Annotated in this window: 21 protein-coding genes; 12 read left to right on the top strand and 9 right to left on the bottom strand. The window is 61.2% G+C overall.

Features of this window, described 5'->3' with window-relative positions; genetic code table 11:
* Nucleotides 1–107: 107 nt before the first annotated feature.
* Nucleotides 108–1,151 (bottom strand): IS110 family RNA-guided transposase, encoded by a 1,044-nt coding sequence (locus tag CW360_RS09335; RefSeq protein ID WP_101192301.1) that lies wholly within the window; start codon nucleotides 1,149–1,151, stop codon nucleotides 108–110.
* Nucleotides 1,152–1,296: 145 nt separating this feature from the next.
* Between CW360_RS09335 and CW360_RS09330 the strand changes: the two genes are divergently transcribed.
* The 8 genes from CW360_RS09330 to CW360_RS09300 all read left to right on the top strand — a co-directional run bounded on the left by CW360_RS09330 (nucleotide 1,297) and on the right by CW360_RS09300 (nucleotide 7,428).
* The gene (locus CW360_RS09330) at nucleotides 1,297–1,611 is read left to right on the top strand and encodes a hypothetical protein (RefSeq protein WP_101193504.1); all 315 of its coding nucleotides are present in this window, start codon (nucleotides 1,297–1,299) and stop codon (nucleotides 1,609–1,611) included.
* Between the two features lie 516 nt (nucleotides 1,612–2,127).
* A complete protein-coding gene (locus CW360_RS16790; protein ID WP_157825274.1) occupies nucleotides 2,128–2,697 on the top strand; it encodes a hypothetical protein in 570 nt (189 codons plus the stop codon).
* Nucleotides 2,698–2,914: 217 nt separating this feature from the next.
* Nucleotides 2,915–3,532, top strand: a complete 618-nt coding sequence (locus CW360_RS16785; RefSeq protein WP_170307375.1) for a hypothetical protein — start codon at nucleotides 2,915–2,917, stop codon at nucleotides 3,530–3,532.
* A gap of 500 nt (nucleotides 3,533–4,032) precedes the next feature.
* Nucleotides 4,033–4,290 carry a type II toxin-antitoxin system Phd/YefM family antitoxin gene (locus tag CW360_RS09320; protein WP_093987018.1) on the top strand — a complete coding sequence of 86 codons (258 nt, stop codon included), beginning with the start codon at nucleotides 4,033–4,035 and terminating at the stop codon, nucleotides 4,288–4,290.
* Nucleotides 4,278–4,580: a type II toxin-antitoxin system RelE/ParE family toxin gene (locus CW360_RS09315; RefSeq protein ID WP_093987016.1), complete on the top strand. Its 303-nt coding sequence runs from the start codon at nucleotides 4,278–4,280 to the stop codon at nucleotides 4,578–4,580. Before CW360_RS09320 ends, CW360_RS09315 begins: the two co-directional genes overlap by 13 nt.
* 148 nt (nucleotides 4,581–4,728) lie before the next feature.
* Nucleotides 4,729–5,100 (top strand): hypothetical protein, encoded by a 372-nt coding sequence (locus CW360_RS09310; protein WP_133063694.1) that lies wholly within the window; start codon nucleotides 4,729–4,731, stop codon nucleotides 5,098–5,100.
* A gap of 167 nt (nucleotides 5,101–5,267) precedes the next feature.
* A complete protein-coding gene (locus CW360_RS09305; RefSeq protein WP_101193502.1) occupies nucleotides 5,268–5,723 on the top strand; it encodes a nucleoside deaminase in 456 nt (151 codons plus the stop codon).
* Between the two features lie 256 nt (nucleotides 5,724–5,979).
* Nucleotides 5,980–7,428 carry a diguanylate cyclase domain-containing protein gene (locus tag CW360_RS09300; protein ID WP_101193501.1) on the top strand — a complete coding sequence of 483 codons (1,449 nt, stop codon included), beginning with the start codon at nucleotides 5,980–5,982 and terminating at the stop codon, nucleotides 7,426–7,428.
* A gap of 35 nt (nucleotides 7,429–7,463) precedes the next feature.
* Here CW360_RS09300 and CW360_RS09295 read toward each other — a convergent pair whose 3' ends face one another.
* Entirely contained in the window at nucleotides 7,464–8,033 is a 570-nt protein-coding gene (locus CW360_RS09295; protein WP_101193500.1) for a YqaA family protein, read from the bottom strand.
* 272 nt (nucleotides 8,034–8,305) lie between these two features.
* On the opposite strand from CW360_RS09295, the gene CW360_RS09290 reads away from it, so the two are divergent.
* From CW360_RS09290 to CW360_RS16780, 4 genes are all read left to right on the top strand, one after another.
* Entirely contained in the window at nucleotides 8,306–8,593 is a 288-nt protein-coding gene (locus CW360_RS09290) for a YceK/YidQ family lipoprotein (protein ID WP_157825272.1), read from the top strand.
* Between the two features lie 129 nt (nucleotides 8,594–8,722).
* Nucleotides 8,723–9,325, top strand: a complete 603-nt coding sequence (locus tag CW360_RS16955; RefSeq protein ID WP_212633286.1) for a hypothetical protein — start codon at nucleotides 8,723–8,725, stop codon at nucleotides 9,323–9,325.
* 109 nt (nucleotides 9,326–9,434) lie between these two features.
* Nucleotides 9,435–10,862, top strand: a complete 1,428-nt coding sequence (locus tag CW360_RS09280; protein WP_101193498.1) for a hypothetical protein — start codon at nucleotides 9,435–9,437, stop codon at nucleotides 10,860–10,862.
* Nucleotides 10,863–10,868: 6 nt separating this feature from the next.
* Nucleotides 10,869–11,174 (top strand): hypothetical protein, encoded by a 306-nt coding sequence (locus CW360_RS16780; RefSeq protein WP_157825271.1) that lies wholly within the window; start codon nucleotides 10,869–10,871, stop codon nucleotides 11,172–11,174.
* Here the strand turns inward: CW360_RS16780 and CW360_RS09270 are convergent.
* From CW360_RS09270 to CW360_RS09240, 7 genes are all read right to left on the bottom strand, one after another.
* Nucleotides 11,171–12,340, bottom strand: coding sequence for an ABC transporter substrate-binding protein (locus tag CW360_RS09270; protein ID WP_101193497.1), 1,170 nt, complete (start codon nucleotides 12,338–12,340; stop codon nucleotides 11,171–11,173). The two genes, CW360_RS16780 and CW360_RS09270, sit on opposite strands and share 4 nt — an antisense overlap.
* An 18-nt stretch (nucleotides 12,341–12,358) precedes the next feature.
* Complete coding sequence (locus CW360_RS09265) at nucleotides 12,359–13,144, bottom strand: substrate-binding periplasmic protein (RefSeq protein ID WP_101193496.1); 786 nt, start codon at nucleotides 13,142–13,144, stop codon at nucleotides 12,359–12,361.
* Between the two features lie 70 nt (nucleotides 13,145–13,214).
* Nucleotides 13,215–14,195 carry a 23S rRNA (adenine(1618)-N(6))-methyltransferase RlmF gene (gene rlmF, locus CW360_RS09260; protein WP_101193495.1) on the bottom strand — a complete coding sequence of 327 codons (981 nt, stop codon included), beginning with the start codon at nucleotides 14,193–14,195 and terminating at the stop codon, nucleotides 13,215–13,217.
* Nucleotides 14,196–14,266: 71 nt separating this feature from the next.
* Nucleotides 14,267–16,102: an SLC13 family permease gene (locus CW360_RS09255; protein WP_101193494.1), complete on the bottom strand. Its 1,836-nt coding sequence runs from the start codon at nucleotides 16,100–16,102 to the stop codon at nucleotides 14,267–14,269.
* Nucleotides 16,102–16,398 (bottom strand): winged helix-turn-helix domain-containing protein, encoded by a 297-nt coding sequence (locus CW360_RS09250; protein ID WP_101193493.1) that lies wholly within the window; start codon nucleotides 16,396–16,398, stop codon nucleotides 16,102–16,104. The genes CW360_RS09255 and CW360_RS09250 overlap by 1 nt, the downstream gene beginning before the upstream one ends.
* Nucleotides 16,399–16,466: 68 nt before the next feature.
* Nucleotides 16,467–17,822 carry a sodium:proton antiporter NhaD gene (nhaD, locus tag CW360_RS09245; RefSeq protein ID WP_101193492.1) on the bottom strand — a complete coding sequence of 452 codons (1,356 nt, stop codon included), beginning with the start codon at nucleotides 17,820–17,822 and terminating at the stop codon, nucleotides 16,467–16,469.
* Between the two features lie 213 nt (nucleotides 17,823–18,035).
* Nucleotides 18,036–20,867, bottom strand: coding sequence for a valine--tRNA ligase (locus tag CW360_RS09240; RefSeq protein WP_101193491.1), 2,832 nt, complete (start codon nucleotides 20,865–20,867; stop codon nucleotides 18,036–18,038).
* Between the last annotated feature and the right edge of the window lie 34 nt (nucleotides 20,868–20,901).

Genomic DNA, 20,901 nt, shown 5'->3' with positions numbered 1-20,901 from the left:
TGATTGTTATCGGCCTTATTCCGCTGCAGGACTCGCCTGTTCCGACAGTGCTGCTGTTCACCACAACCACCAGAAAACCATCTTGCCGTTCTGATTACCCCCCGCCGTCAGGCGGGCTTTGTGCTTTGCCAATTGCCATTGAAGCGCCGCTCATGGCACCACACGGCCCAGCAGATCCGCACCAGTTTGTTGGCCAGGGCTACCGCAGCCTTGTTGTGGCCGATGCGCGCCGCCGTTGCCACGGCCCAGCGTTGCAGCTGCGTCAGCTTTTCCGGGGTACGTGCCTGACAGCGTTGTGCAGCCAGCAAGGCTGCCCGTGAGCCATGGATTAGCAGGGTACGCACATAGACGTTGCCCTGTCGGCTGATGTGGCCGAGCTTACGGCGCTCGCCACTGCTGAACTCGCGCGGGGTCATGCCCAGCCAGGCACTGAGCTGGCGACCACTGGCAAAGCGCTCGGGCCTGCCAACGGCGGCTGTCAGGGCGCTGGCGGTCAGCAGCCCAATGCCGCTGACCTCATCCAGCTTGCGTACGATGTCATCGTCGGCATGCCAGCGTTTGAGCTGCTGCTCGCACTCGGCCATGCACTGCTCATACAGGTTGATTTCGGCCAGGACGATATGCAGCAGACGGCTCAGGGGCGCGAGCTCGGGCTGGTCAACCAGCTCGCTGGCGGCGCGGATGAAGGCGGCGGTCGAGGCGGGGGCCTCGATACCGGCTTCACGCAATAGACCGCGCAGCAGGTTGATCCGCTGGGTGCGGCTTTTCTTCCAGGTTTCCCGCAGCCCGTGCAACTGTTGCAGCTGTTGCTGGCCGTGGTTTTTCACCGGCACGGGATGAATATCGGTGCAGCGTGCTGCTTCGAGCATGGCGTCGCAGTCATTGCGGTCGGTCTTGTTGCGGCGGCGATAGGGCCGCACGTAGCGCGGATGCAGTAGCCTCACCTGATGCCCCAGGGCTTGCGCTACACGTCCCCAATAGTGGGCCGTGCCACAGGCCTCCATCACCCACTCGACCGGTTCGGCCTGCTCCTGTATATATCGCCGGAACGCCTCTCGGTTCAGCCGCTTGCGCTGCACCACCTGGCCGGAACGGAAACTCTCGGCAACTTGGTAAACGGATTTGGCCAGATCAACTGCAATGCGTTTCATACCGACTCTCCCAATTTCAGCCACCACGATGCTTGGTATAGAAGGGTGGTGTGGGGGGAGTCCATTACAGCATTCAAGCCGACCGCGCTACGCGCGGCGGCTTAACTCCGGCGTTAGAAAAACATCAGAGGCGCTACGAACGCTTATGGGCAAGAAAGCAAGAGCAACAGGCGCGCGAAATCGCAAACAGCAAAAAGAAAATGATCTTGCCGCCGCAGAGAGGCGCCTTGCCCTTGAGAAAGAGCGAGCAGCAGCGCAGCGCAAAAAAACAATTGAATATCTGCGCAACGGAAAAACGAAGCTAAAGAAAAGAAAACCAAGCAAAGGTATTTCCAGCATTTTCTCTTTAATACCAGAGCAACCAAAGATCAGGAAGGCGGATGTAGTGATCGATGAACACACCACTCCTAAAGCAGTAAATAAACTCTTCAGGCTCGAAGGTGATACAGGCTGGGTTTAGAAAATGCGTGGCATATGTTTTCTAACAACTGGTTCAAATCGCTCGCTCCGCTCGCTGGGACCGGCTAAAGCCGGCCCCTTAACCAACCGTTAGAAAAACAACATAACTAGGAATAACCAATGAAAAAAACACAGCTTCTCATGTCAGCAATTATTTCTATCTTTGTTTTATCAGGCTGTGCAAGCAAAGCAGGCCCTTTTGTCACTAGCATTAGCAGCGATGGTCGCGGCGGACTTATTGTTGAGAAGTGCATGGCAAAATTTGATCCATGGATGTCCACGGTCAACAACGATAACTGCACATCCACGACTATGCGAATTCACTAATGATTTTCTAACAAGTGGCTCAAATCGCTCGCTGCGCTCACTGGGACGGGCTAAAGCCCGCCCCTTAGCCAAACGTTAGGCTTTTTTCCTCAGCGCCACATGACTCTCGGATAAAGAACAAATAATTATGAATAGGTTTATAAACGCAAAATTTCCTCTACTGAGCCTCGCGCTGCTTTCTTGTGGTCTTATGCCAGCTTTCGCTCAGGATAAACAGATAGAAGTCTCCGCGGTCCATTCTCCATTGGATGCACCGAGTTTTTTGGGGATTGGCCTGGATGAGCCATTTCCTGGTGAGATACAAAAATGTCCGAAACATGAATTGCTCAATGCAGCTGATGCAAACGCAACCAGCGAGCTAGGGCATGTATGTTATTTCCCAAAAAGCGAAGAGACATATAAACTACACAACACTCCGAATTTAGGATTTGGTTACACGCTAGAAATAATGACCTTTCAAGAAAAACCTCTAATCTTCAATATTAAGTTTGGCAATAATGAGTTTAATAATTTGGCGGAAATATTCACAGAAAGGTACGGCCCTGCATATCGCAGTTTCACGAAGCCTTTGCAGACCGGCGAGGGAAAAATATATTCCTCTAGAGTCCATCAATGGAAGAGCTCTGGCCTTGAAATTCGTCTCGACGAAATCGGTGAAGATATACGCTGGGGTGAAGCAAGAATCGAAAACGTAGAACTGCGTAGTGTACTGGATGCAGAAATTAAATCTTCTGCCAAGGAAGCCGCTAGCAAGTTGTAGTATGACAACGAGCATAGCTTCTGGTTTGGTGCTGTTTATAGCAAAAGCCTAACAAACGGCATCAGTCGGACAGCCTACACTACGCAGTTTTGTGTTACTCGCTGGCGCTCAAACATTAACACAAAACCGCTCCGTTACGGCTTCCGCTGTGCCGGGCGTTAGACGCTGCAAAGAAAGGACACAGCGCTCCCCTGAACCTCCAGATAGGGATATGAAGTTGAGAAAATTATTCATCACAGCAGCCATTTTAATCTCATACCCTGCAATCACATATGCGGATAACTATCGATTCGATGGCCTCTATGAAATAGAGGCACCCAAAGATTGGCGTATTGTATCTAGCTCTCATGCTGCCGAGCTAATGAAGCAGGCAGGCGAAATTGCCAACCAGGCAAAAGTAGAGCTAGACGTTAACCTCAAAGACATCGCCACACCCTTCATAATCTACAAAGAAGAAAGCAATGAAGCATTCCTAACAAGGGTTATGGTAGGGCCTCCTGAATTAACAAAAGAAGAATTTGACAGCCTGACAGTTTCAGATATCAACAAATTAGGGGAAGAGCTCTCAAGAAGACAAAATGAAGTCATGAGAGCCTCCGGGATCAGACCAATTTCATCACAGTCCGGCACAGGAGTATTCAAAGGCGTCCCCGCAGTCCGAACTGAAAGCACATTTTATAACGTCAGGGGATTTAAAGTTTCGCGCGCGCAGTACATTGTGTATCGCACATCAGCAACACTAATAATTAGCCTGGAGCATACCGTGCTTGGCGGCGAGCCCAATTATAAATTAACAGAAAATCAAATAATAAAATTTAATGTTCTGACGCAGTAATGCATTCGAGAAACGTCGTGCAAGCAGCGCCTAACAACTGTATATGGACTCTCCCCACAAGTAGTGAGCAAAGCATTGCTTTTGCACCTGTCGTCAGCGCGGTTGCATTCGTATATCCGGGGCCTGTTGTGGGCTTTTCCGCCCTGGCCAATCTGTAGTTCGCGCAGCGGGGGCCAAGCGTTCAATCGATCACGCGGATCATGATTGTTATCGGCCTTATTCCGCTGCAGGACTCGCCTGTTCCGACAGTGCTGCTGTTCACCATAACCACCAGAAAACCATCTTGCCGTTCTGATTACCCCCCCCCCCGCCGTCAGGCGGGTTTTGTGCTTTGCCAATTGCCATTAATTGGTATAGAGGGCAGTCCATTACAACATTCAAATCGCTCGCTTCACTCACTGGGAGCGGCTAAAACCCGCCCCTTGACCAGACTTTGCTCTGCTTGCGTCGTCCGAAAAGTGACACTATAGTGCCACTTTGATCTGATCTAGGGTGCCACCATGAAAGTTGAGCTCGTCACCAATCTCAAGCGCCAAGCCACGAAAATCCTGGCAGACCTCCACGTTTCAAAAGAGCCGGTACTGATCACCGAGCATGGCCAACCCTCTGCGTATCTCGTCGATGTAGAGGATTACGAGTTCATGCAACGTCGACTGGCACTGCTTGACGGACTATCACGTGGAGAGCGCGCTGTACTTGAAGGAAGAACGTACAGCCACAGTGAGGCCAAGGAGAAAATGAGCAAATGGCTGAAGTAATCTGGACGGAGCCCGCCCTCCAAGAGCTGGATGCCATTGCTGAGTACATTGCCCTAGATAATTTCACAGCAGCAAGTCAGTTAGTCAGCGCTGTTTTCGAAAAAACCAAGCGCCTAGAAAGCTTTCCCCAATCGGGGCGAACTCCGCCAGAGCTTCCGAACTCCGTTTATAGAGAGCTGGTGGCACCACCCTGCCGAGTTATTTATCGTGAAGATGACAAACACGTTTTCATTCTCTTTGTTATGAGAGAAGAACGGCAGCTTCGCGCTTATATGCTTGGAAATAGCTAACACCTATATGGACTTTCCTCACAAGCAGTGAGTAAAACGTTGCTTTTGCACCTGTCGTCAGCGCGGTTGCATTTGACTATCCGGCCTGTTGTGGACTGCTCGCCCTGGCCACTTTGTAGTTCGCGCAGTGAGGAAGGCTTTTTTCACCATGTATAGAGATAAGCGGAACAGGTCTTTCCTGTCGGCGCTTGCTGCGTTGGCGCGTGGCCTGGGTGTCACCCTGCTTTATAGCCTGGTGTTTACGGTGGCGTTAACGGCTGCCTGCATGGCCTGGCTGTCTGGCGCCGGAGGCGAGCATCTGTGGGTAGACCTGCTGGCCATGCTGGCGGGGTTTGTTCTCACCTGGAAAAGCAGCTATGCCATGTATTTGCTGGCGCGTTATGCGCTGAGCGAGTCGGAGGACTGGGCGCTGAGCATTCGCTGGCAGCCGCAAGGGCGGATGCTGCGTGACATTGTCCTGAGCATCGCGGTTATTTGGCCGTGCAAGGTAGCCCTCAATGCCCTTGTGGGGTTTTTCTAGCGTGCTGGGCGGCTTGGCGCGGGGCGACTGCGCATGCTGGCGCGACTCACCGGGGGCAGCCGGGTAGTGGGCGGTTTTCCAGTTATACGCTTTGCCCGGTCACGCGCAGCCATGCCGTTCTTGGGCGCTGCTGGGGACGTCGGGCAGGTCTTGCAGGAGGGAGCAATATGAGCAGCACACTTGATTATCCGGCCATGTTGCAGGTGGCGCTGGATGAGGCGCGCCAGGGGCTTGAGGAAGGTGGCATTCCGATTGGCGCGGCACTGTTCAACCGTGATGGCGTGCTGCTTGGCGCTGGCCACAATCGGCGTGTGCAGGAAGGTGATCCCTCCGTGCATGCGGAAACGGATGCCTTCAGGAAGGCGGGTCGGCAGCGTACCTACAAAGACACGATCATGGTGACCACGCTGGCGCCCTGCTGGTATTGCAGCGGCTTGATTCGCCAGTTCGGCATTGGTGCTGTGGTGGTGGGGGAGTCGACGACCTTCTCCGGAGGAATCGACTGGTTGCGCGAGTGCGGCGTTGAGGTGATTGACATGAACTCTGCCGATTGCGCCCGACTGCTGACCGATTACATTCGCCGCCATCCCGAGGTCTGGCACGAGGATATCGGCGAGGACTGATCGTCGCCGTGTGCTTTGCGGAGTGGGCTCGGCGCAGTGCGGTGTGCGGGCGGGTAATACGGCTGTTAGCTGCTGGATAGGCGCGAACGTGTCGGTAATACGCGGTAAAACTCGATAGGTCTGCTGGCCGTGCCAAGGGTTGACGCGGCGCTGTGCAGCACTCATGGCGATGCGGCATCATGCGTGCTATTCACCCTTGCCGAGGGGCTGCTGACGCTGACCCCTGCTATCGCCCCGACCAGGATGTATCCGCACCATGCAGCAGGACCGCCAGCGCCTCATCCGTGAGCTGTTCGACGAGTACATCGAGATGTACGCCGCCCGCGATGAGCGGCTGACCCGGCGTTTTAGCCAGAACTTCACCGGCTACGCCGGCAGTGGGCAGAATCTGGTGCGTGACCATGATGAGTGGGTGCGTATCACCCGCCAGGATTTTGCCCAGGTGCCGGGGCGCATTGGTATCGAGATGCTCGACCTGGCTCTGCAAGACCTGGCCGATGACCTGGTGCTGGCGCTCGGCTTTTTCCATATCCATCTGCCCGAGGATGGCCAGCAGTTGTCGCAGGAGGTGGCGCGGCTGGTGTTGGTCTTTCGCCTGGAAGGCACGGCATGGATGATCGCCCACAGCAGTATTTCCATCCCGTATCGCAGTGTGCAGCACAGTGAGGTCTATCCGCTGCAAAGCCTCAGGGAGCAGAACAATGCCTTGCAGGCGCTGGTGGTGGAGCGTACCCGCGCGTTGCATGAGAGCCAGGCGTTTTACCGCATGCTCACCGAGGATGCCGAGGATGTGCACTGGCGCATGGACAGCCATTTCATCATTACCTACATCAGCCCGGCCGATGAGCGACTGCGTGGTTTCCCGGCTGACGAGGTGATCGGTCGGCCGGTGTTTGAGCTGCTGGCCGACGAAGCCAGTGCGCGTGTCCACGCGGTGTTGAATGCCTCGTTGCTGGATGAGTCGGGCGCAGGTTCCACGCAGTTTCGTACGTTCGAGATACAGCAGCGCTGCAAGGATGGCCGGCTGGTGTGGGGCGAGGTGCTGGCCAAGGTTGATCGTAACGAGCAGGGCGTGATTGTCGGTTATCACGGGATTACCCGGAATATCACCGAGCGCAAGCGCCTGGAGGCGCAGATCCGCCAGCTGGCCTTCCATGACACGCTGACCCAGTTGGCCAACCGGCGCTTGTTGCTGGAGCATCTCGACCAGGCAATGGGGGCCAGCAAGCGCAGCGGTCACTTTGGCGCATTGCTGTATCTGGATCTGGATAACTTCAAGCCCCTCAACGATACCCATGGGCATGGCGCCGGTGACCTGTTGCTGGTTGAGGTGGCGGCGCGCCTGAAGGGCTGTGTGCGCGAAGCCGATACGGTGGCACGCATGGGTGGTGACGAATTCGTGGTGTTGCTGCGTGCGCTGGATACACACGCGGAGTGCGCGGCACAGCAGGCGCTGGGCGTGGCGGAGAAGATTCGTCTGCGTCTGGCTGAGTGCTACGTGCTGCAGGCTGCGACGGGAGTGGCGCCGATCGAGCACCGTTGCACGGCGAGTATCGGTGTGGCGCTGTTTCAGGGGCATGCCGAGAGCCAGGACAGCCTGATGAGTCGGGCCGACCAGGCGATGTACCTGGCCAAGGAGCAAGGGCGCAACCGGGTGCGTCTTGTGGAGGCTGCCCTGGCCGATGCGTTGACTGGCCGACGTTAAGTACAGCGATTGCCGTGCGGGCTGTGCGGCACCGTTCAGGCGACCGAGAAGAGCTTGCCGGTGCTGGAGAGCAGCCAGTAGAACAGGTACAGGCGCGGAATGCGGAAGAGCAGGGAGGCGGCCAGGACGACGCTCCAGCGCAGGTTGAGTACGCCGGCTGTCCAGCAGGTGACGGAGTAGGGCAGGGGCGTTACCGCCCCAATGACGATGGCCCAGAAGCCATATTTGCGAATGAACGCATGGTGTTCTTCCTTGAAGCGTCCGAACAGGCGCTGCGCCCAGGCAAAATGTCCGAGCCAGCGGCCAATGCCGTAGCCGGTCATCCCGGCCAGTACGGAAATCCCGCCCAGAATGCCCACATAGACAGGCCAGTGCTCCGCCAGCGGGCTGTTGGCGATCACCACCAGGAGGATGTCTGGCGGAAACGGCGTAACCAGGGTGTCGGTCACCATGAGGATCGCCGCCAGCCCGGCAAAGCCGATGCGCTCGACAATCCAGGTGGTGATGACCACCAGCTCTTCTTCCAGCGCCATACCCAGCAGGCCCATGGCAACGATAAACAGCATGAGTCCAATGAGGGCTTTGATCAGGTTTTGCTTAATCATGCGGGAGGGCTTCTGTTGCAAAAGGCTATGCAGCTTGCGCGGGGCTGAACGGACGCTGTCACCTTGCGGGGAGGCTGCCTGGAGCGACTGCCGGCCAGCATGCCACACTGCGCACGGATTATTCGTCTGGTTTTGTTGCAATAATCGTCTGGCCGGGTGCTGTGGAGGCTGGCCGCATGCGCTCCGGCGAGGGCGCCGTCTGGCAATGCCCGGCGGGCTGGTGTGGAGGAAGATGGCTGCTATGGAGAAGCGCTATGCGCAGGATAGGTGGGATGCTCAGGCTGGTGGGACTGGTAGCGCTATTGAACGGTTGTGCAACGACCCTGACCACTGCGTCGGGTGTCGCGCCCGATGGGCACCTGATGTATGCCGGTACGCGGCTCAACAGCAGCATTATCAGTCAGGCGTCCTGTGAGTCAGGGGTTCCTGACAATCATGGTTGTGCCTACGACAAGGCATTGGCGCCCCTGAGCGTGGTGGATTTCCTGCCCAGCCTGCTGCTCGACACGTTGCTGCTGCCGTTCACGGCGCTGCATGCGCTGCTGCAGGCGGATGGCTAGTGCGGGCTGTTGTGTGCTGTTTCACAGGCTGCTCGGGCTGGCTCGACCGTTGGCCGGCACTCGGGTATATATCCGCGCCGCTGGCGAAATGCCCACTACCCTGGGGCGCAGCCCTGGCAGGAGAAACGCATGACGCTGGCGAGTGCCGAGGATGTGTATGTACGGCTGCTGGGGCTGCCCTGCGAGCAATGGCGTATCGTCGCGGCGCAGCGTCTGGGCGATGACCACTACCTGTTGCAGGGTGAGGTGCCGGCCGGCGAGCGTTGGGAGTTTCAGCCCGGTGAGCGGGTGTGGGTAGAGGAGTGTGTGTTGACGCTGGGAGGTTATGGCCTGTTGGCGGTGGCGCGCATGGATACGCCGGAAGTGCCGGCACAAGCGGCTCATTCAACCAAGGAAAAGGCCATGCAAGAACTGAAACACTCGGGATTGGGTATCGCGTCGTTTGCCAGCAGTATCGCTGCGGCTGTGCTGATCTTCATCCTGGTCATGGCGGCGGGCTTCATGGAACTGTCCACGCCGGGCGGTATTGATGAGGAGTCGGCCGAGGCGCTGCTGATCGGCCTGCTGCTGTTTACCTTCATGGGGCTGACCCTGGTGGCTTTTGGATTGGGAGTGGGCGGGCTGTTCCAGGCGCAGCGCAAGAAGGTATTCGCGGTCCTCGGTACGGTATTTTCCGTGCTGGTACTGCTGGGGACCGGCCTGCTCCTGCTGATGGGCATGGCTATGGACTGAACCTGGCCCTGCCAGGCGGGATGACTGAGGGAGCGGGCGTCCGATGAAGCGAGGATCAACAGCCAGGCCCTGGCTGAGTGTGACAGGTGGCGTTGCAGGGCTCGTGGGCATGGCGCTGCTGGCGCTGGTGCTCGGCTACCTGCTGCCACTGCTGCGTGGCGTGGGCGTGCTGGAGGGGGCGTCGCTGCCCAGCCAGCCACTCGGTCGGCTGCTGTTTGCCGAGCAGATGGCCCGCGAGTTCGACTGTCAGGGGGTGCAGCATACGCGGCACGGCACCTGGTTGGTGGCTAGCCAGAATGATGCGGGCTATGCGATCGATTTGCCGCATGACGAAGCGCCGCCGTTGGCGCTGGAGAGCCTGCTGCCGCAGCCGCCGCAGAACACGGCTGCCTTTGCCGCGCGTCGCGCGCGCAGCTTTGTCTCCCGCCTGGATGAGCAGGGGGTATTCCGTCTGTTGGCCAGTGTGCCGGCCACGGCGTGCCTGCTGGCCAGCACGGCGGATGACACCTTGTGGCTGCTGACTGACCTGCCGCGTCCGGCGAACAGCTCTGTTGAGCAGACGGTGATCTTCCGCTCGGTTGACCAGGGGCGTACCTGGCATTGGCTGGAGCCTGGGCTGTTTCCCGGTGTGAGCGCATTTGCCCTGGACCTGGCACCGCAGCAGGTTGGCCAGGCGCTCTGGCAATGGGGCGATGCCATGTCGATGAGCATGCGCCACGCCACGGCCGAGCTGATGGCCGAGATGGGCGGCGAGCAACCGGAAGCCTTCAGTGTGCCGCTGTATTACTCGCCGGATGCGGGAGAAACGGTGGAGCAGCTGGCCTTGCCAGAAGAGTTGTTCGTTGACGAGGCATACGCGCGCAGCCGTTTGCCTGCCGGAGCGCAGCTGGCTAGCGCCGGCTATGACGATATCCGCCTGTACACGGTGCCCTTGGCGAACGATCGTGCCGTGGCCTGGGTCAGCCAGCGGTTTCCCTACAGCTATCCCGACGAGCCATACATCCGGGGGGTGGTGGCGCTGAGCAGTGCATTGCCTGTGCAGCGCCAGGATGGTCGTTGGCAGGTGCAGGCGCTGCGCCGTTATGAGGGGGTGTTTATCGAACGTCTGGCACAGGCTGAGGGTCGTCGTCTGGCGATTCTCGGGGAAAGCAGCCTGATGGGCGAAGCGCAACTGGTCGAGTTGACGGCCAGTGGCCTGGATTGGCGCACCTTGAGTGCGTTGCCGCGGCCCTTTGCCGACTTGCCGGCGCACAATGTGGTGGCTTCGCTGCAGGTGGGCAAACGGGCCATCGTGCTCGGCATGAGTGCCTCCCATCAGGTGCCGCGCTGGCTGCAGCCCTGGCGGCGTCAGGCAGCGAGTATTTCCGGTGGTGGCGACTACCTGTCGCTGGATGGCGGGATGAGCTGGACGCGTGTGGCGCTGCCCCATGTGCTGGGGCATGTGGCGAGCACGGATCAGTTGGTGGCCAGCGATGCGCCCTGGTTCAGTACGCGTGATCTGGTCCTGCGGCAGATTACCCTGGCCCCTGCGGAGTAGAGGCCCGTGACACGTCGTAGACAGGTTGTGTGGCGTGCGGCGGCCGGCTTGTTGTGTCTGCTGGCCGGGGTGCTGGTGGGGCTGGCCTGCCTGTTGCTGCTGAGCGGGCTGTGCCTGTGGGGCCTGGGCTGGCTGGGCGAGCAGTGGGGGCTGGATACGGCCAATGGCTATTACCTGATGTATCTGGCGGTGCCGCTGGGTCTGGGCTTGCTGGCGCTGTGCGTGGCCTTGTTGGCGGCGGCGTTGGGCAGTGGCCTGGGTACGGGGCGTTGGCTGTGGCGGCGCCTGTCGCGGCTATTGCCGCTTGCTTAGGGCAGCGGCAGGGCGCGCCCCTGGCTGACTCGCGTGAGGTAGACGGTGCTGGAGGCCTGGTGGCTGTCTGCTGCGAAGCTCACGGTAAAACCGCCAAAGTCCTTATGTAGCGAGCTGAGTTCGCGGATGAAACGTTGGCGCTGCAGCTGTGGGCCGCTGCGGCGCAGGGCTTCTACCAGCACCTGGGCGGCCAGGTAGCCTTCCAGCGACGCATAGCCTGGGGCGCTGTCGCCCATGTCGCGCTGGTAGCGGCGCACCAGCGGCAGGCGGGTGTCGTAGGGCGAGGGCATCACCTGGCTGATATACACCCCTTCGGCCAGCGCCCCGGCGTGTTCGATGAACGGTTCGGTACCCACGAAGGAAACCGTCAGGAAGGGGGCTTGCAGGCGCTGCGCACGCGCACTGGCGATTGCCTTGGCCAGCTGTCGGTAGGTGCCGATGAAGACGATGGCGTCCGGCTGTCCCTGGGCCAGTTGCCTGATGGCCGGTTCGATACCGTCCAGCGCATTGCGACGAATACGCGCTTCCACGGCAAGGCCTTGCTGCTGTCCTTGCAGTGCGGCGACCAGGCCGCTTTTCACGGTTTCACCAAAGGAGTCGTCCTGCATCAGCAGGCCGATGCGTTGTGCCTGCAGGTCTTGCTGTAGGTGCTTGGCGAGTGCGGCTGTTTCGTCAAAGTAGGCTGCGCGCAGGTTGAATACGCCAGGACGTAGCGGGGTGCGCAGGAACTGTGCGCCACTGAATGGGAACAGGTAGGGCACCTGGTGGGCTTCGGCGATAGGCACGGCGGCCCGCGAGGTGGGGGTGCCGACGTAGCCGAACAGGGCAAACACCTGTGCCTGTTCGATCAGCTCGCGGGTGTGTTGCGCGGTGCGTACCGGCTCATAGCCGTCGTCGCGGCTCAATAGCAGCAGCTGGCGGCCATGTATGCCGCCGGCGGCATTGATGCGCCGCAGGTAGGCTTCGGCACCCTGGCGCATGCCCAGGCCGATCTCGGCGGCGTTGCCGCTCTGCGCGTTGACCATGCCCAGCTTGATCACTTGCGCGCTGACGCCCTGTTCGGCCTGCAGGGGAGCGGCCAGCAGGAGCAGGCCCAGACTGCCGAGCAGGCTGTGCCAGAGACGCCGTGCCAGGCGTTGCGGGACGTGGAGTGGGGTTGCCTGCATAACAATCGGCCTCTGCAATTACGGCAGGTTCAGTGTGGCCTGGGGCGCACTGTATTTGCCTTGGTCCAGGTCATCGAAATAGCGTTGATAACGCCCGCTGTCGCGGTATTGCTGCAGACGCTGGTCGAAGCGCTGCCGCAACAGCTCACTGCCGGGCAGGCTTTTCGGAAACAGCAGGTAGCTCTGGTTGACCAGCAGGGGGCGCGGGTGGTGGGTGATCTGCGCTGCAGCGCCTGGCAGATTGCGCAAGGCGGCCAGCCCGACGTTGCGTTCCTGGGGGTAGAGCTGGATGCGCCCCTTGAGGAGTTTCTCGAAATTCTGCTGGTCGCTGGAAACGCGCTCCATAGGCACCTCGCCGCGTTCGAGAAAGGCATCGAATGCCGGGCCGTAGCTGTATTCCAGGCCACCGCCGAGGGTCAAGCCGCGTAAGTCTGAGAACGTTTGCCAGTCAAAACGCATCTGACGCAGGTGGAAGAACACGAATTGCTCATCGAGTACCGGGGCGCTGTAGAGGAAGCCCTGCTCGCGCTCGCTTTTGTGCATCCACACCGCCGTGGCGGCAAAGCGTCCGGCGGCGGCCGCCGCATAGGCGCGTGGCCAGGGCAGGAAGCGAAACTCCACCTGATAGCCTTCGTCGGCCAGGACGTCACGCAGCAGATGCGCCATTACGCCTTGCTGCGGCAACTGGCTGGACAGGTAAGGCGGCCATTCGCCGGCGCTGATGTGCAGCGTCTGGCGGGTTTCCTGGGCTGGCAGGGTCAGGCTGCAAGTCAGCAGCAGACAGAAGAGGAAACGACGTGGCATGCAACTCCCAGGCAACTACGGATGAACCTGTGTGAAGGTTTAGCAGGCCGCACGCTGCTTCGCCTGTCACTTACACGCGGCGCCAGGCGGCCTGCTGATCGTTGTCGAGAAAGCTCCAGGCGAGGAAGCGGCTTTGCTTCTGCCCCTGTGCCATATCGACCTGGCGAATCTGCCGTGCGCCGACCTGGCGCAGGCGCGCGTGCAGCATCGGCAGGTTGCCGGCCTTGGAAACCAGGCAACTGAACCACAGCACTTGCGCGGCATGCTCACGGCTTTCTTCGATCATCTGTTGGATGAAGGCCAACTCGCCGCCGGGGCACCAGAGTTCGTTATGTTGTCCGCCGAAGTTGAGGGCGGGCAGCTGCCGGCTGGGGTCGAGCTTGCCAAGGTTGCGCCATTTGCGCCGGCTGCCGCTGTGCGCTTCGCTGGCACTGGCATGGAAGGGGGGGTTGCACAGGGTCAGGTGGAAACGCTCATCGGCACGCAGCAGCCCCCGGAAGATCTGGGTGCGCTGGCTTTGCAGACGCAGCTCGATGGCCTGGTCGAGGCCGTTGGCCACCAGGTTGCGTTGGGCGGCTGCCAGCGCCTGGGGGTCGATATCGCTGCCGACGAACTGCCAGCCATAGTCGATATGCCCGAGCAGTGGGTAGATGCAGTTGGCCCCGGTGCCGATGTCCAGCACCCGGACCTGCTCGCCACGCGGGATGATGCCGGCGCTGCTGGTTGCGAGTACGTCGGCCAGGCCATGCAGGTAGTCGGCACGCCCTGGTACTGGCGGGCACAGGTAGCCTTCGGGAATGTCCCAGTGGTGCAGGCCGTAGAGCTGGGCGAGCAGGGCGCGGTTGAAGGTACGCACGGCGGCCGGGTCGGCGAAGTCGATGCTTGGCTTGCCATAGGGGTTGCGGATGACGAAACGGGCCAGCGCAGGATGGGCCTGCAGCAGGGCGGGGAAGTCGTAGCGGCCCTGGTGGCGGTTGCGGGGGTGCAGCTGCCCTTTGCCCTCGGGAGAGCGGCGGGAGGGCGGCGGGCTGGGCGGTTGACGAGGGGGCATACGCGGCGAGTATCCGGAATTTCAGGCGGGGGATTTTCCCATAGCTGGGCCTGGCTGGCGCGTTTTCTTGTTCAGAAGGGCAGCAACCAGGGCACCAGCAGTACGCAGAGCAGCATGACCAGCAGGGTGAAAGGTACGCCCAGGCGTACGAAGTCGGCGAAGCGGTACTGCCCGGGCCCCACTACCAGGGTGTTGACCGGCGAGGAAATGGGCGTCATGAACGCCGCCGAGGCAGCCAGGCACACGGTCATCGCGAAGGGCAGCGGCGAGGCCTGCAGGGCCTGGGCACAGGCAATGGCCACCGGGGCCATGAGCACGGCGGTGGCGGTGTTGGAAATGAACAGGCCAATTGTCGCGGTGAGCAGGAACAGGCAGGCGAGGATCAGCGGCGGGCTGGCACTGCCGAACAGGCCGACCAGCGCCTGTACGGCGAGGTCGATGCCGCCGGTCTGTTGCAGGGCCTGGGCGAAGGGCAGCATGCCGATGATGAGGATCAGCGTCGGCCAGTGAATGGCGCGGTAGGCGCTGTCCAAGTCAATGCAGCGAAAAGCGCCCATCAGCAGGCAGCCGATCAGTGCGGCGAGCACGTTGGGCACCAGGCCGCTGACCATCAGGGCCACCATCACCGCCAGGCTGAGCAGGGCGTAAGGTGCCTTGCGCGCCGCCGGTGCCACCTCGTCGACTTCTGCCGGCAGGCTGAGCACGAGGAAATCGCGGCTCTGTTGTTGCAGGCGATGAATAGCCTTCCAGCTACCGGTGACCAGCAGGGTGTCGCTGGGCTTGAGGCGTTCATCGACCAGCACGCCCTGCAGCGGCTGACCGTGGCGGCGCAGCCCGACCACGTTGAGCTGGTGGCGCGAGCGGAAGCCCAGCTCCTGGATGGTTTTGCCGGGTAGTTGCGACTCCGGCGGCAAGGCGACTTCAGCCAGGCCCAGCTCATGGGCATGCAGGCTGTAGTAGGCGTGTTCCAGTGGCAGTGGCTGCAGGCCCAGCTGGGCATAGCTGTCGAGCAGGCCGATGGCCGGGCTGGCGATGTCCACCAGCAGTACGTCGCCGGGTTCCAGCAGGGTGTTGCCATGGGCGACCAGCAGCAGGGTGCGAAAACGCTGCTGGCGTTCCACGGCGATCACGTTGATGCCGTAGTGCTGGCGTAGTTCCAGTTCGTTGAGTGCCTGGCGCACCAGCGGCGAGTCGGCACGTACCTGCAGGCGCCGCTCGCGCTGGTCGAGCAGGTAGCGACGGGCCAGCGCGCTATGTGTCAGGCGGCCTTCCGGCTGGCGTTGCGCGGGGTTGCCCGCGGCGAGGAAACGACGGCATAGCAGCATGTAGACAATGCCCAGGGCCAGCACGGCCAGGCCCAGCGGAGTAATGCTGAAGAAGCCGAAGCCCTCCAGTCCGGCGCGGCGCAGTTCGCCCTGCACCACCAGGTTGACCGGGGTGGCGACCAGGCTGAGCATGCCGCTGATCAGGCCGGCAAAGGCCAGCGGCATCATCAGCCGGGCCGGGGCAATCTGCAGGCGGTTGGCCACGCCCAGTACCACGGGAATGAAAATGGCCACCACGCCGGTCGAACTCATCACCGAGCCGAGGCCCGCCACCGCCAGCATCAGCAAGACCAACAGGCGTACCTCGCTATTGCCGGCGCGGGCCACCAGCCAGTCGCCGAGGCGATAGGCGATACCGGTGCGCACCAGGCCATCGCCGATAACGAACAGCGCGGCAATCAGCAAGACGTTGGGGTCGCTGAAGCCGGCCAGGGTGCTGGGCAGGTCGAGCAGGCCGCTGAGTGGCAATACCAGCAGCACCAGCAGGGCGACGGCGTCCATGCGCGGTTTGTTGCGGATAAACAGTATGACGGTGATCAGCAGCAGGCCGAGTACGGCCAGCAGTGGGCTGTTACCCGTCATCAGGGATAGCCCAGGGTGGCCTTGATGCTGCCCAGGTGCTCGGCCACCCAGCGCGGATTGATCGGGCCCCAGTCGTGGATGCGGTAATCACCGCTGTTGTTGCGGGCACCGTCGGCCTGAGCGAAACGGCAGTCGATATCCAGTTCGGCAAGGGCCGCCAGGGTGTCCTGGGCGGTGCGGCGGGGCATGCCCGTGACGGCCATCAGTGCGGGAATGCTGGTGGCCTGGCCGCTGTCGATCAGCCAGGCGAGGTACAGGCGGCGCAAAAAACTGCTGCGGGTCTTGCTGGTCTGCATGGATGCTCCCTAAATGACACAGCCCGGCGAACCGGGCTGTGTGAGTGGCGTGAGCCGGGTGGGGCAGGTTATAGCGCGAACATGGCTATATAGGTAGCCGCACCGGCCAGGTAGCCGAGTAGAGCCAGGCCGCTGATGCGCTTGAGGTACCAGATGAAGTTGATCTTCTCCATGCCCATGGCCGCTACACCGGCGGCCGAGCCGATGATCAGGCAGCTACCGCCAGTACCGGCACAGTAGGCCAACAGCTCCCAGAAATGACCATTGACCACGAAGTGCTGCAGCCACTCGGTGTCGCTGGCGGCTGCCAGGGCTTCGGGGGTGACCAGCGGATACATTTTCATGGCGCCGGCAACCAGCGGTACGTTATCGACCACCGAGGACAGCAGGCCGATGGCGATATTGATGGCGTAGATGTTGCCGAAGGCGTCCTTCAGCGCGGTGGCAACCTGGGTCAGGTGGCCGGCGGTAGCCAAGCTGGAGACCGCCAGCAGGATGCCGAGGAAGAACAGCACGCTGGGGGTGTCTACGCGGGTCAGCACGCCGACTACGGACAGCGGATGCTTGTCTTCATCATTTTTGCTGCCGTGCATGATTTCGGTGACTACCCAGAGCACCCCGAGGCCAAGGAAGATGCCCATGTAGGGGGGCAGGCCAGTGAGGGTCTTGAATACCGGTACAAACAGCAGGGCGCTGATGCCGAGGATAAACACCAGGTTGCGTTCGAACGGCGTGGTCGGGTCCTGGTGCTCTTCGTCGTGGCCGTTGTCCGGACGCTCGAATTCGCCCTTGAGGGTGAAGCTCAGCACCAGCAGCGGCACCAGCAGGCAAACGATGCTGGGGATGATCAGCTGCACGATGATGCCCGAGGCGGTGATCTGATGGCCGATCCACAGCATGGTGGTGGTCACGTCACCGATCGGCGACCAGGCACCGCCCGCGTTGGCGGCGATGACTACGATGCCGGCATAGAACCAGCGCTCGTGCTGGTCCTTGATCAGTTTGCGCAGCAGGGAAACCATGACGATGGTGGTGGTCAGGTTGTCCAGGGCGGCCGACAGGAAGAAGGTGATGAAGCCGACCATCCACAGCAGTTGCACGCGCTTGCTGGTGCGAATGCGGTCGGTGATTACCTTGAAGCCTTCATGGGCATCGATCAGTTCGACGATGGTCATCGCGCCGAGCAGGAAGAACAGGATTTCCGAAACTTCGCCCAGGTGATGGCGCAGTTCGCTAGAAATACCGTGGCTACCGCTACTGGCCAGTTCCGGCAGGATGCTGTCGGCACCCAGCACCAGTACGGTCCAGCACAGCACCGCGGTCAGGATGGCCGAGGCGGCCTTGTCGATCTTGAGTGGATGCTCAAGGGCTATGCACAGGTATCCGATGATGAATACCGTTGCCATCAGGGCATAGGCAAACATAGGCAGGTTGCTCCAAAGGTTGGTTATCGAAACGTTTTGAAAAGAATTCGTTGAGGATGTCCCATGGCCGCGCAGGATGCAAAAAGGATTGACGACTTGCCTTGATCACAGACGGTTTTTTCAGGAAAGAGGCCAGAAAGTCGCAGGGGCAGCCAACCCTCAGGGGCGCGCAGGAACTGCCCGCCCCGCCTGTTGGGCGGAGCGGGCAGGGCCTTACAGATTGGCGATCTTCTCGCGCTGCTCGACCAGCTTGGCCAGCGCCGCTTCGGCCTCGGCCAGCTTGGCGCGCTCCTTGTCGAGTACCTCGGCCGGCGCCTTGGCAACGAAGCCTTCATTAGCGAGCTTGCCGCCGACGCGCTGCACTTCGCCCTGCAGACGGGCGATTTCCTTGTCCAGGCGCGCGAGTTCCGCGTCCTTGTCGATCAGCCCGGCCATCGGCACCAGCACCTGCATTTCGCCAACCAAGGCGGTGGCGGACATCGGCGCTTCTTCGCCGGCTGCCAGCACGCGCACCGATTCCAGCTTGGCCAGCTTGCTCAGCAGCGGCTCGAAGTCAGCGAGGCGGCGCAGGTCTTCGGCATTGGCGTTCTGCACGATGATGTCGATGCGCTTGGCCATGGAGATCTTCATCTCGCCACGGATCTGCCGTACCCCAAGCATCAGCTGCTTGACCCACTCGATGTCGCCTTCGGCGCTCGCGTCGATGCGGCTCTCGTTGGCCACCGGCCAGGCCTGCAGCATGATGGTCTCGCCGCTGACGCCAGCCTGGGCCTTGATGCGCTGCCAGATTTCTTCGGTGATGAAGGGCATGAACGGGTGGGCCAGACGCAGGATCACTTCCAGCACGCGCACCAGGGTGCGGCGGGTGCCGCGCTGGCGCTCGATCGGCGCGTTTTCGTCCCACAATACCGGCTTGACCAGCTCCAGGTACCAGGCGCAGTACTCGTCCCAGATGAACTCGTAGAGGGCCTGGGCAGCCATGTCGAAGCGGAAGGCGTCGAGGTGGCGGGTGACGTCCTGCTCGCAGCGCTGCAGGGCGGAGATGATCCAGCGGTCGACCGGCGACAGGTCGACGGCCTCACCGTTGATGCCGGTGTCCTGGTTGTCGGTGTTCTCGATGACGAAGTTGGCGGCGTTCCACAGCTTGTTGCAGAAGTTGCGGTAGCCCTCGACGCGGCCCATGTCGAACTTGATGTCACGACCGGTGGAAGCCAGCGCCAGGTTGGTGAAGCGCAGGGCGTCGGTGCCGTAGGCGGCGATGCCTTCGGGGAACTCGGCGCGGGTCTGCTTGGCGATCTTCTCGGCCAGCTTGGGCTGCATCATGCCGCTGGTGCGCTTGGCCACCAGGGCTTCGAGGTCGATGCCGTCGACGATGTCCAGCGGGTCGAGCACGTTGCCCTTGGACTTGGACATCTTCTGGCCCTGACCGTCGCGCACCAGACCGTGCACGTACACGGTCTTGAACGGGATCTGCCCGGTCAGGTGGGTGGACAGCATGATCATCCGGGCGACCCAGAAGAAGATGATATCGAAGCCCGTTACAAGAACATCCGTGGGGTGGAAAGTCTTGAGGAAGTCGGTCTGCTGCGGCCAGCCGAGGGTGGAGAAGGTCCACAGGCCCGAGCTGAACCAGGTGTCCAGTACGTCTTCGTCCTGGCGCAGGGCGATGTCACCCAGGTTGTGCTTGGCGCGCACTTCCGCCTCGTCGCGGCCGACGTAGACGTTGCCGGCCTCGTCATACCAGGCCGGGATGCGGTGGCCCCACCACAGCTGACGGCTGATGCACCAGTCCTGGATGTCGCGCATCCAGCTGAAGTACATGTTCTCGTACTGCTTGGGCACGAACTGGATCTCGCCGCTCTCGACCACGGCGATGGCCTTCTCGGCCAGCGGCTTGGTGGAGACGTACCACTGGTCGGTCAGCCACGGTTCGATGACGGTGCCGGAGCGGTCGCCCTTCGGCACTTTCAGGGCGTGGTCTTCGATCTTCTCCAGCAGGCCGGCGGCCTCGAAGGCGGCAACGATCTGCTTGCGCGCGACGAAGCGGTCGAGGCCGGCGTATTCGGCCGGCAGGCTGCCGTCGATCTCGGCATTGACGCTGCCGTCGATGTTGAACACCTGGGCCTTGGCGAGCACCTGGGCGTCCTTGTCGAAGATGTTGATCAGCGGCAGGTTGTGGCGCTTGCCGACTTCATAGTCGTTGAAGTCGTGGGCCGGGGTGATCTTCACGCAGCCGGTGCCGAACTCGGGGTCGCAGTAGTCGTCGGCGATGATCGGGATACGGCGGCCCACCAGCGGCAGTTCGATGTAGCTGCCGATCAGCGCCTTGTAGCGCTCGTCTTCCGGGTGCACGGCCACGGCGGAGTCGCCGAGCATGGTTTCCGGGCGAGTGGTGGCGACGATCAGGTAGTCCAGGCCCTCGGCGGTCTTCTTGCCGTCGGCCAGCGGATAACGCAGGTTCCACAGGTGGCCCTTCTCGTCGTGGTTTTCCACTTCGAGGTCGGAGATGGCGGTGTGGAACTTGGTGTCCCAGTTGACCAGACGCTTACCGCGGTAGATCAGACCGTCCTGGTGCAGGCGCACGAAGGCTTCTTTAACCGCCTCGGACAGACCTTCGTCCATGGTGAAGCGCTCGCGCGACCAGTCCACCGAGCTGCCAAGACGACGGATCTGCCGGGTGATGGTGCCGCCGGACTGTTCCTTCCACTCCCAGACCTTCTCCAGGAACTTCTCGCGGCCCAGGTCGTGGCGGCCGATGCCCTCGGCGGCCAGCTGGCGCTCGACCACCATCTGCGTGGCGATGCCCGCGTGGTCGGTGCCCGGCTGCCACAGGGTGTTGCGGCCCTGCATGCGGCGGAAGCGCACCAGGCAGTCCATGATCGAGTTGTTGAAGCCGTGGCCCATGTGCAGGCTGCCGGTGACGTTCGGCGGCGGGATCATGATGGTGTAGGGCTCGCCGGAACCTTGCGGGGCGAAGTAGTTGTTCGCTTCCCAGTTCTGGTACAGGGCGGTTTCGATGGCGTGGGGCTGGTAGGTCTTGTCCATGCGCGGCGGGACCCTTAGGGACGGCTAATGGGAA

Origin of the sequence: Pseudomonas fluvialis, from assembly GCF_002835605.1 — a bacterium.
Classification (GTDB): Bacteria; Pseudomonadota; Gammaproteobacteria; order Pseudomonadales; family Pseudomonadaceae; genus Aquipseudomonas; species Aquipseudomonas fluvialis.
The sequence above is the reverse complement of the archived record's forward strand: the minus strand, read 5'-3'. Positions and strand labels throughout refer to the sequence as shown.

Coding starts and splice junctions, on each gene's coding strand:
- CW360_RS09265 (WP_101193496.1), bottom strand. CDS start 13,144: ATGCCACGTCGTTTCCTCTTCTGTCTGCTGCTGACTTGCAGCCTGACC.
- CW360_RS09300 (WP_101193501.1), top strand. CDS start 5,980: ATGCAGCAGGACCGCCAGCGCCTCATCCGTGAGCTGTTCGACGAGTAC.
- CW360_RS16955 (WP_212633286.1), top strand. CDS start 8,723: ATGACGCTGGCGAGTGCCGAGGATGTGTATGTACGGCTGCTGGGGCTG.
- CW360_RS16790 (WP_157825274.1), top strand. CDS start 2,128: ATGCCAGCTTTCGCTCAGGATAAACAGATAGAAGTCTCCGCGGTCCAT.
- CW360_RS09295 (WP_101193500.1), bottom strand. CDS start 8,033: ATGATTAAGCAAAACCTGATCAAAGCCCTCATTGGACTCATGCTGTTT.
- CW360_RS09320 (WP_093987018.1), top strand. CDS start 4,033: ATGAAAGTTGAGCTCGTCACCAATCTCAAGCGCCAAGCCACGAAAATC.
- CW360_RS09330 (WP_101193504.1), top strand. CDS start 1,297: ATGGGCAAGAAAGCAAGAGCAACAGGCGCGCGAAATCGCAAACAGCAA.
- CW360_RS09315 (WP_093987016.1), top strand. CDS start 4,278: ATGGCTGAAGTAATCTGGACGGAGCCCGCCCTCCAAGAGCTGGATGCC.
- CW360_RS09310 (WP_133063694.1), top strand. CDS start 4,729: ATGTATAGAGATAAGCGGAACAGGTCTTTCCTGTCGGCGCTTGCTGCG.
- CW360_RS09335 (WP_101192301.1), bottom strand. CDS start 1,151: ATGAAACGCATTGCAGTTGATCTGGCCAAATCCGTTTACCAAGTTGCC.
- CW360_RS09270 (WP_101193497.1), bottom strand. CDS start 12,340: ATGCAGGCAACCCCACTCCACGTCCCGCAACGCCTGGCACGGCGTCTC.
- CW360_RS09305 (WP_101193502.1), top strand. CDS start 5,268: ATGAGCAGCACACTTGATTATCCGGCCATGTTGCAGGTGGCGCTGGAT.
- CW360_RS09290 (WP_157825272.1), top strand. CDS start 8,306: ATGCTCAGGCTGGTGGGACTGGTAGCGCTATTGAACGGTTGTGCAACG.
- rlmF (WP_101193495.1), bottom strand. CDS start 14,195: ATGCCCCCTCGTCAACCGCCCAGCCCGCCGCCCTCCCGCCGCTCTCCC.
- CW360_RS09280 (WP_101193498.1), top strand. CDS start 9,435: ATGGCGCTGCTGGCGCTGGTGCTCGGCTACCTGCTGCCACTGCTGCGT.
- nhaD (WP_101193492.1), bottom strand. CDS start 17,822: ATGTTTGCCTATGCCCTGATGGCAACGGTATTCATCATCGGATACCTG.
- CW360_RS09250 (WP_101193493.1), bottom strand. CDS start 16,398: ATGCAGACCAGCAAGACCCGCAGCAGTTTTTTGCGCCGCCTGTACCTC.
- CW360_RS09255 (WP_101193494.1), bottom strand. CDS start 16,102: ATGACGGGTAACAGCCCACTGCTGGCCGTACTCGGCCTGCTGCTGATC.
- CW360_RS09240 (WP_101193491.1), bottom strand. CDS start 20,867: ATGGACAAGACCTACCAGCCCCACGCCATCGAAACCGCCCTGTACCAG.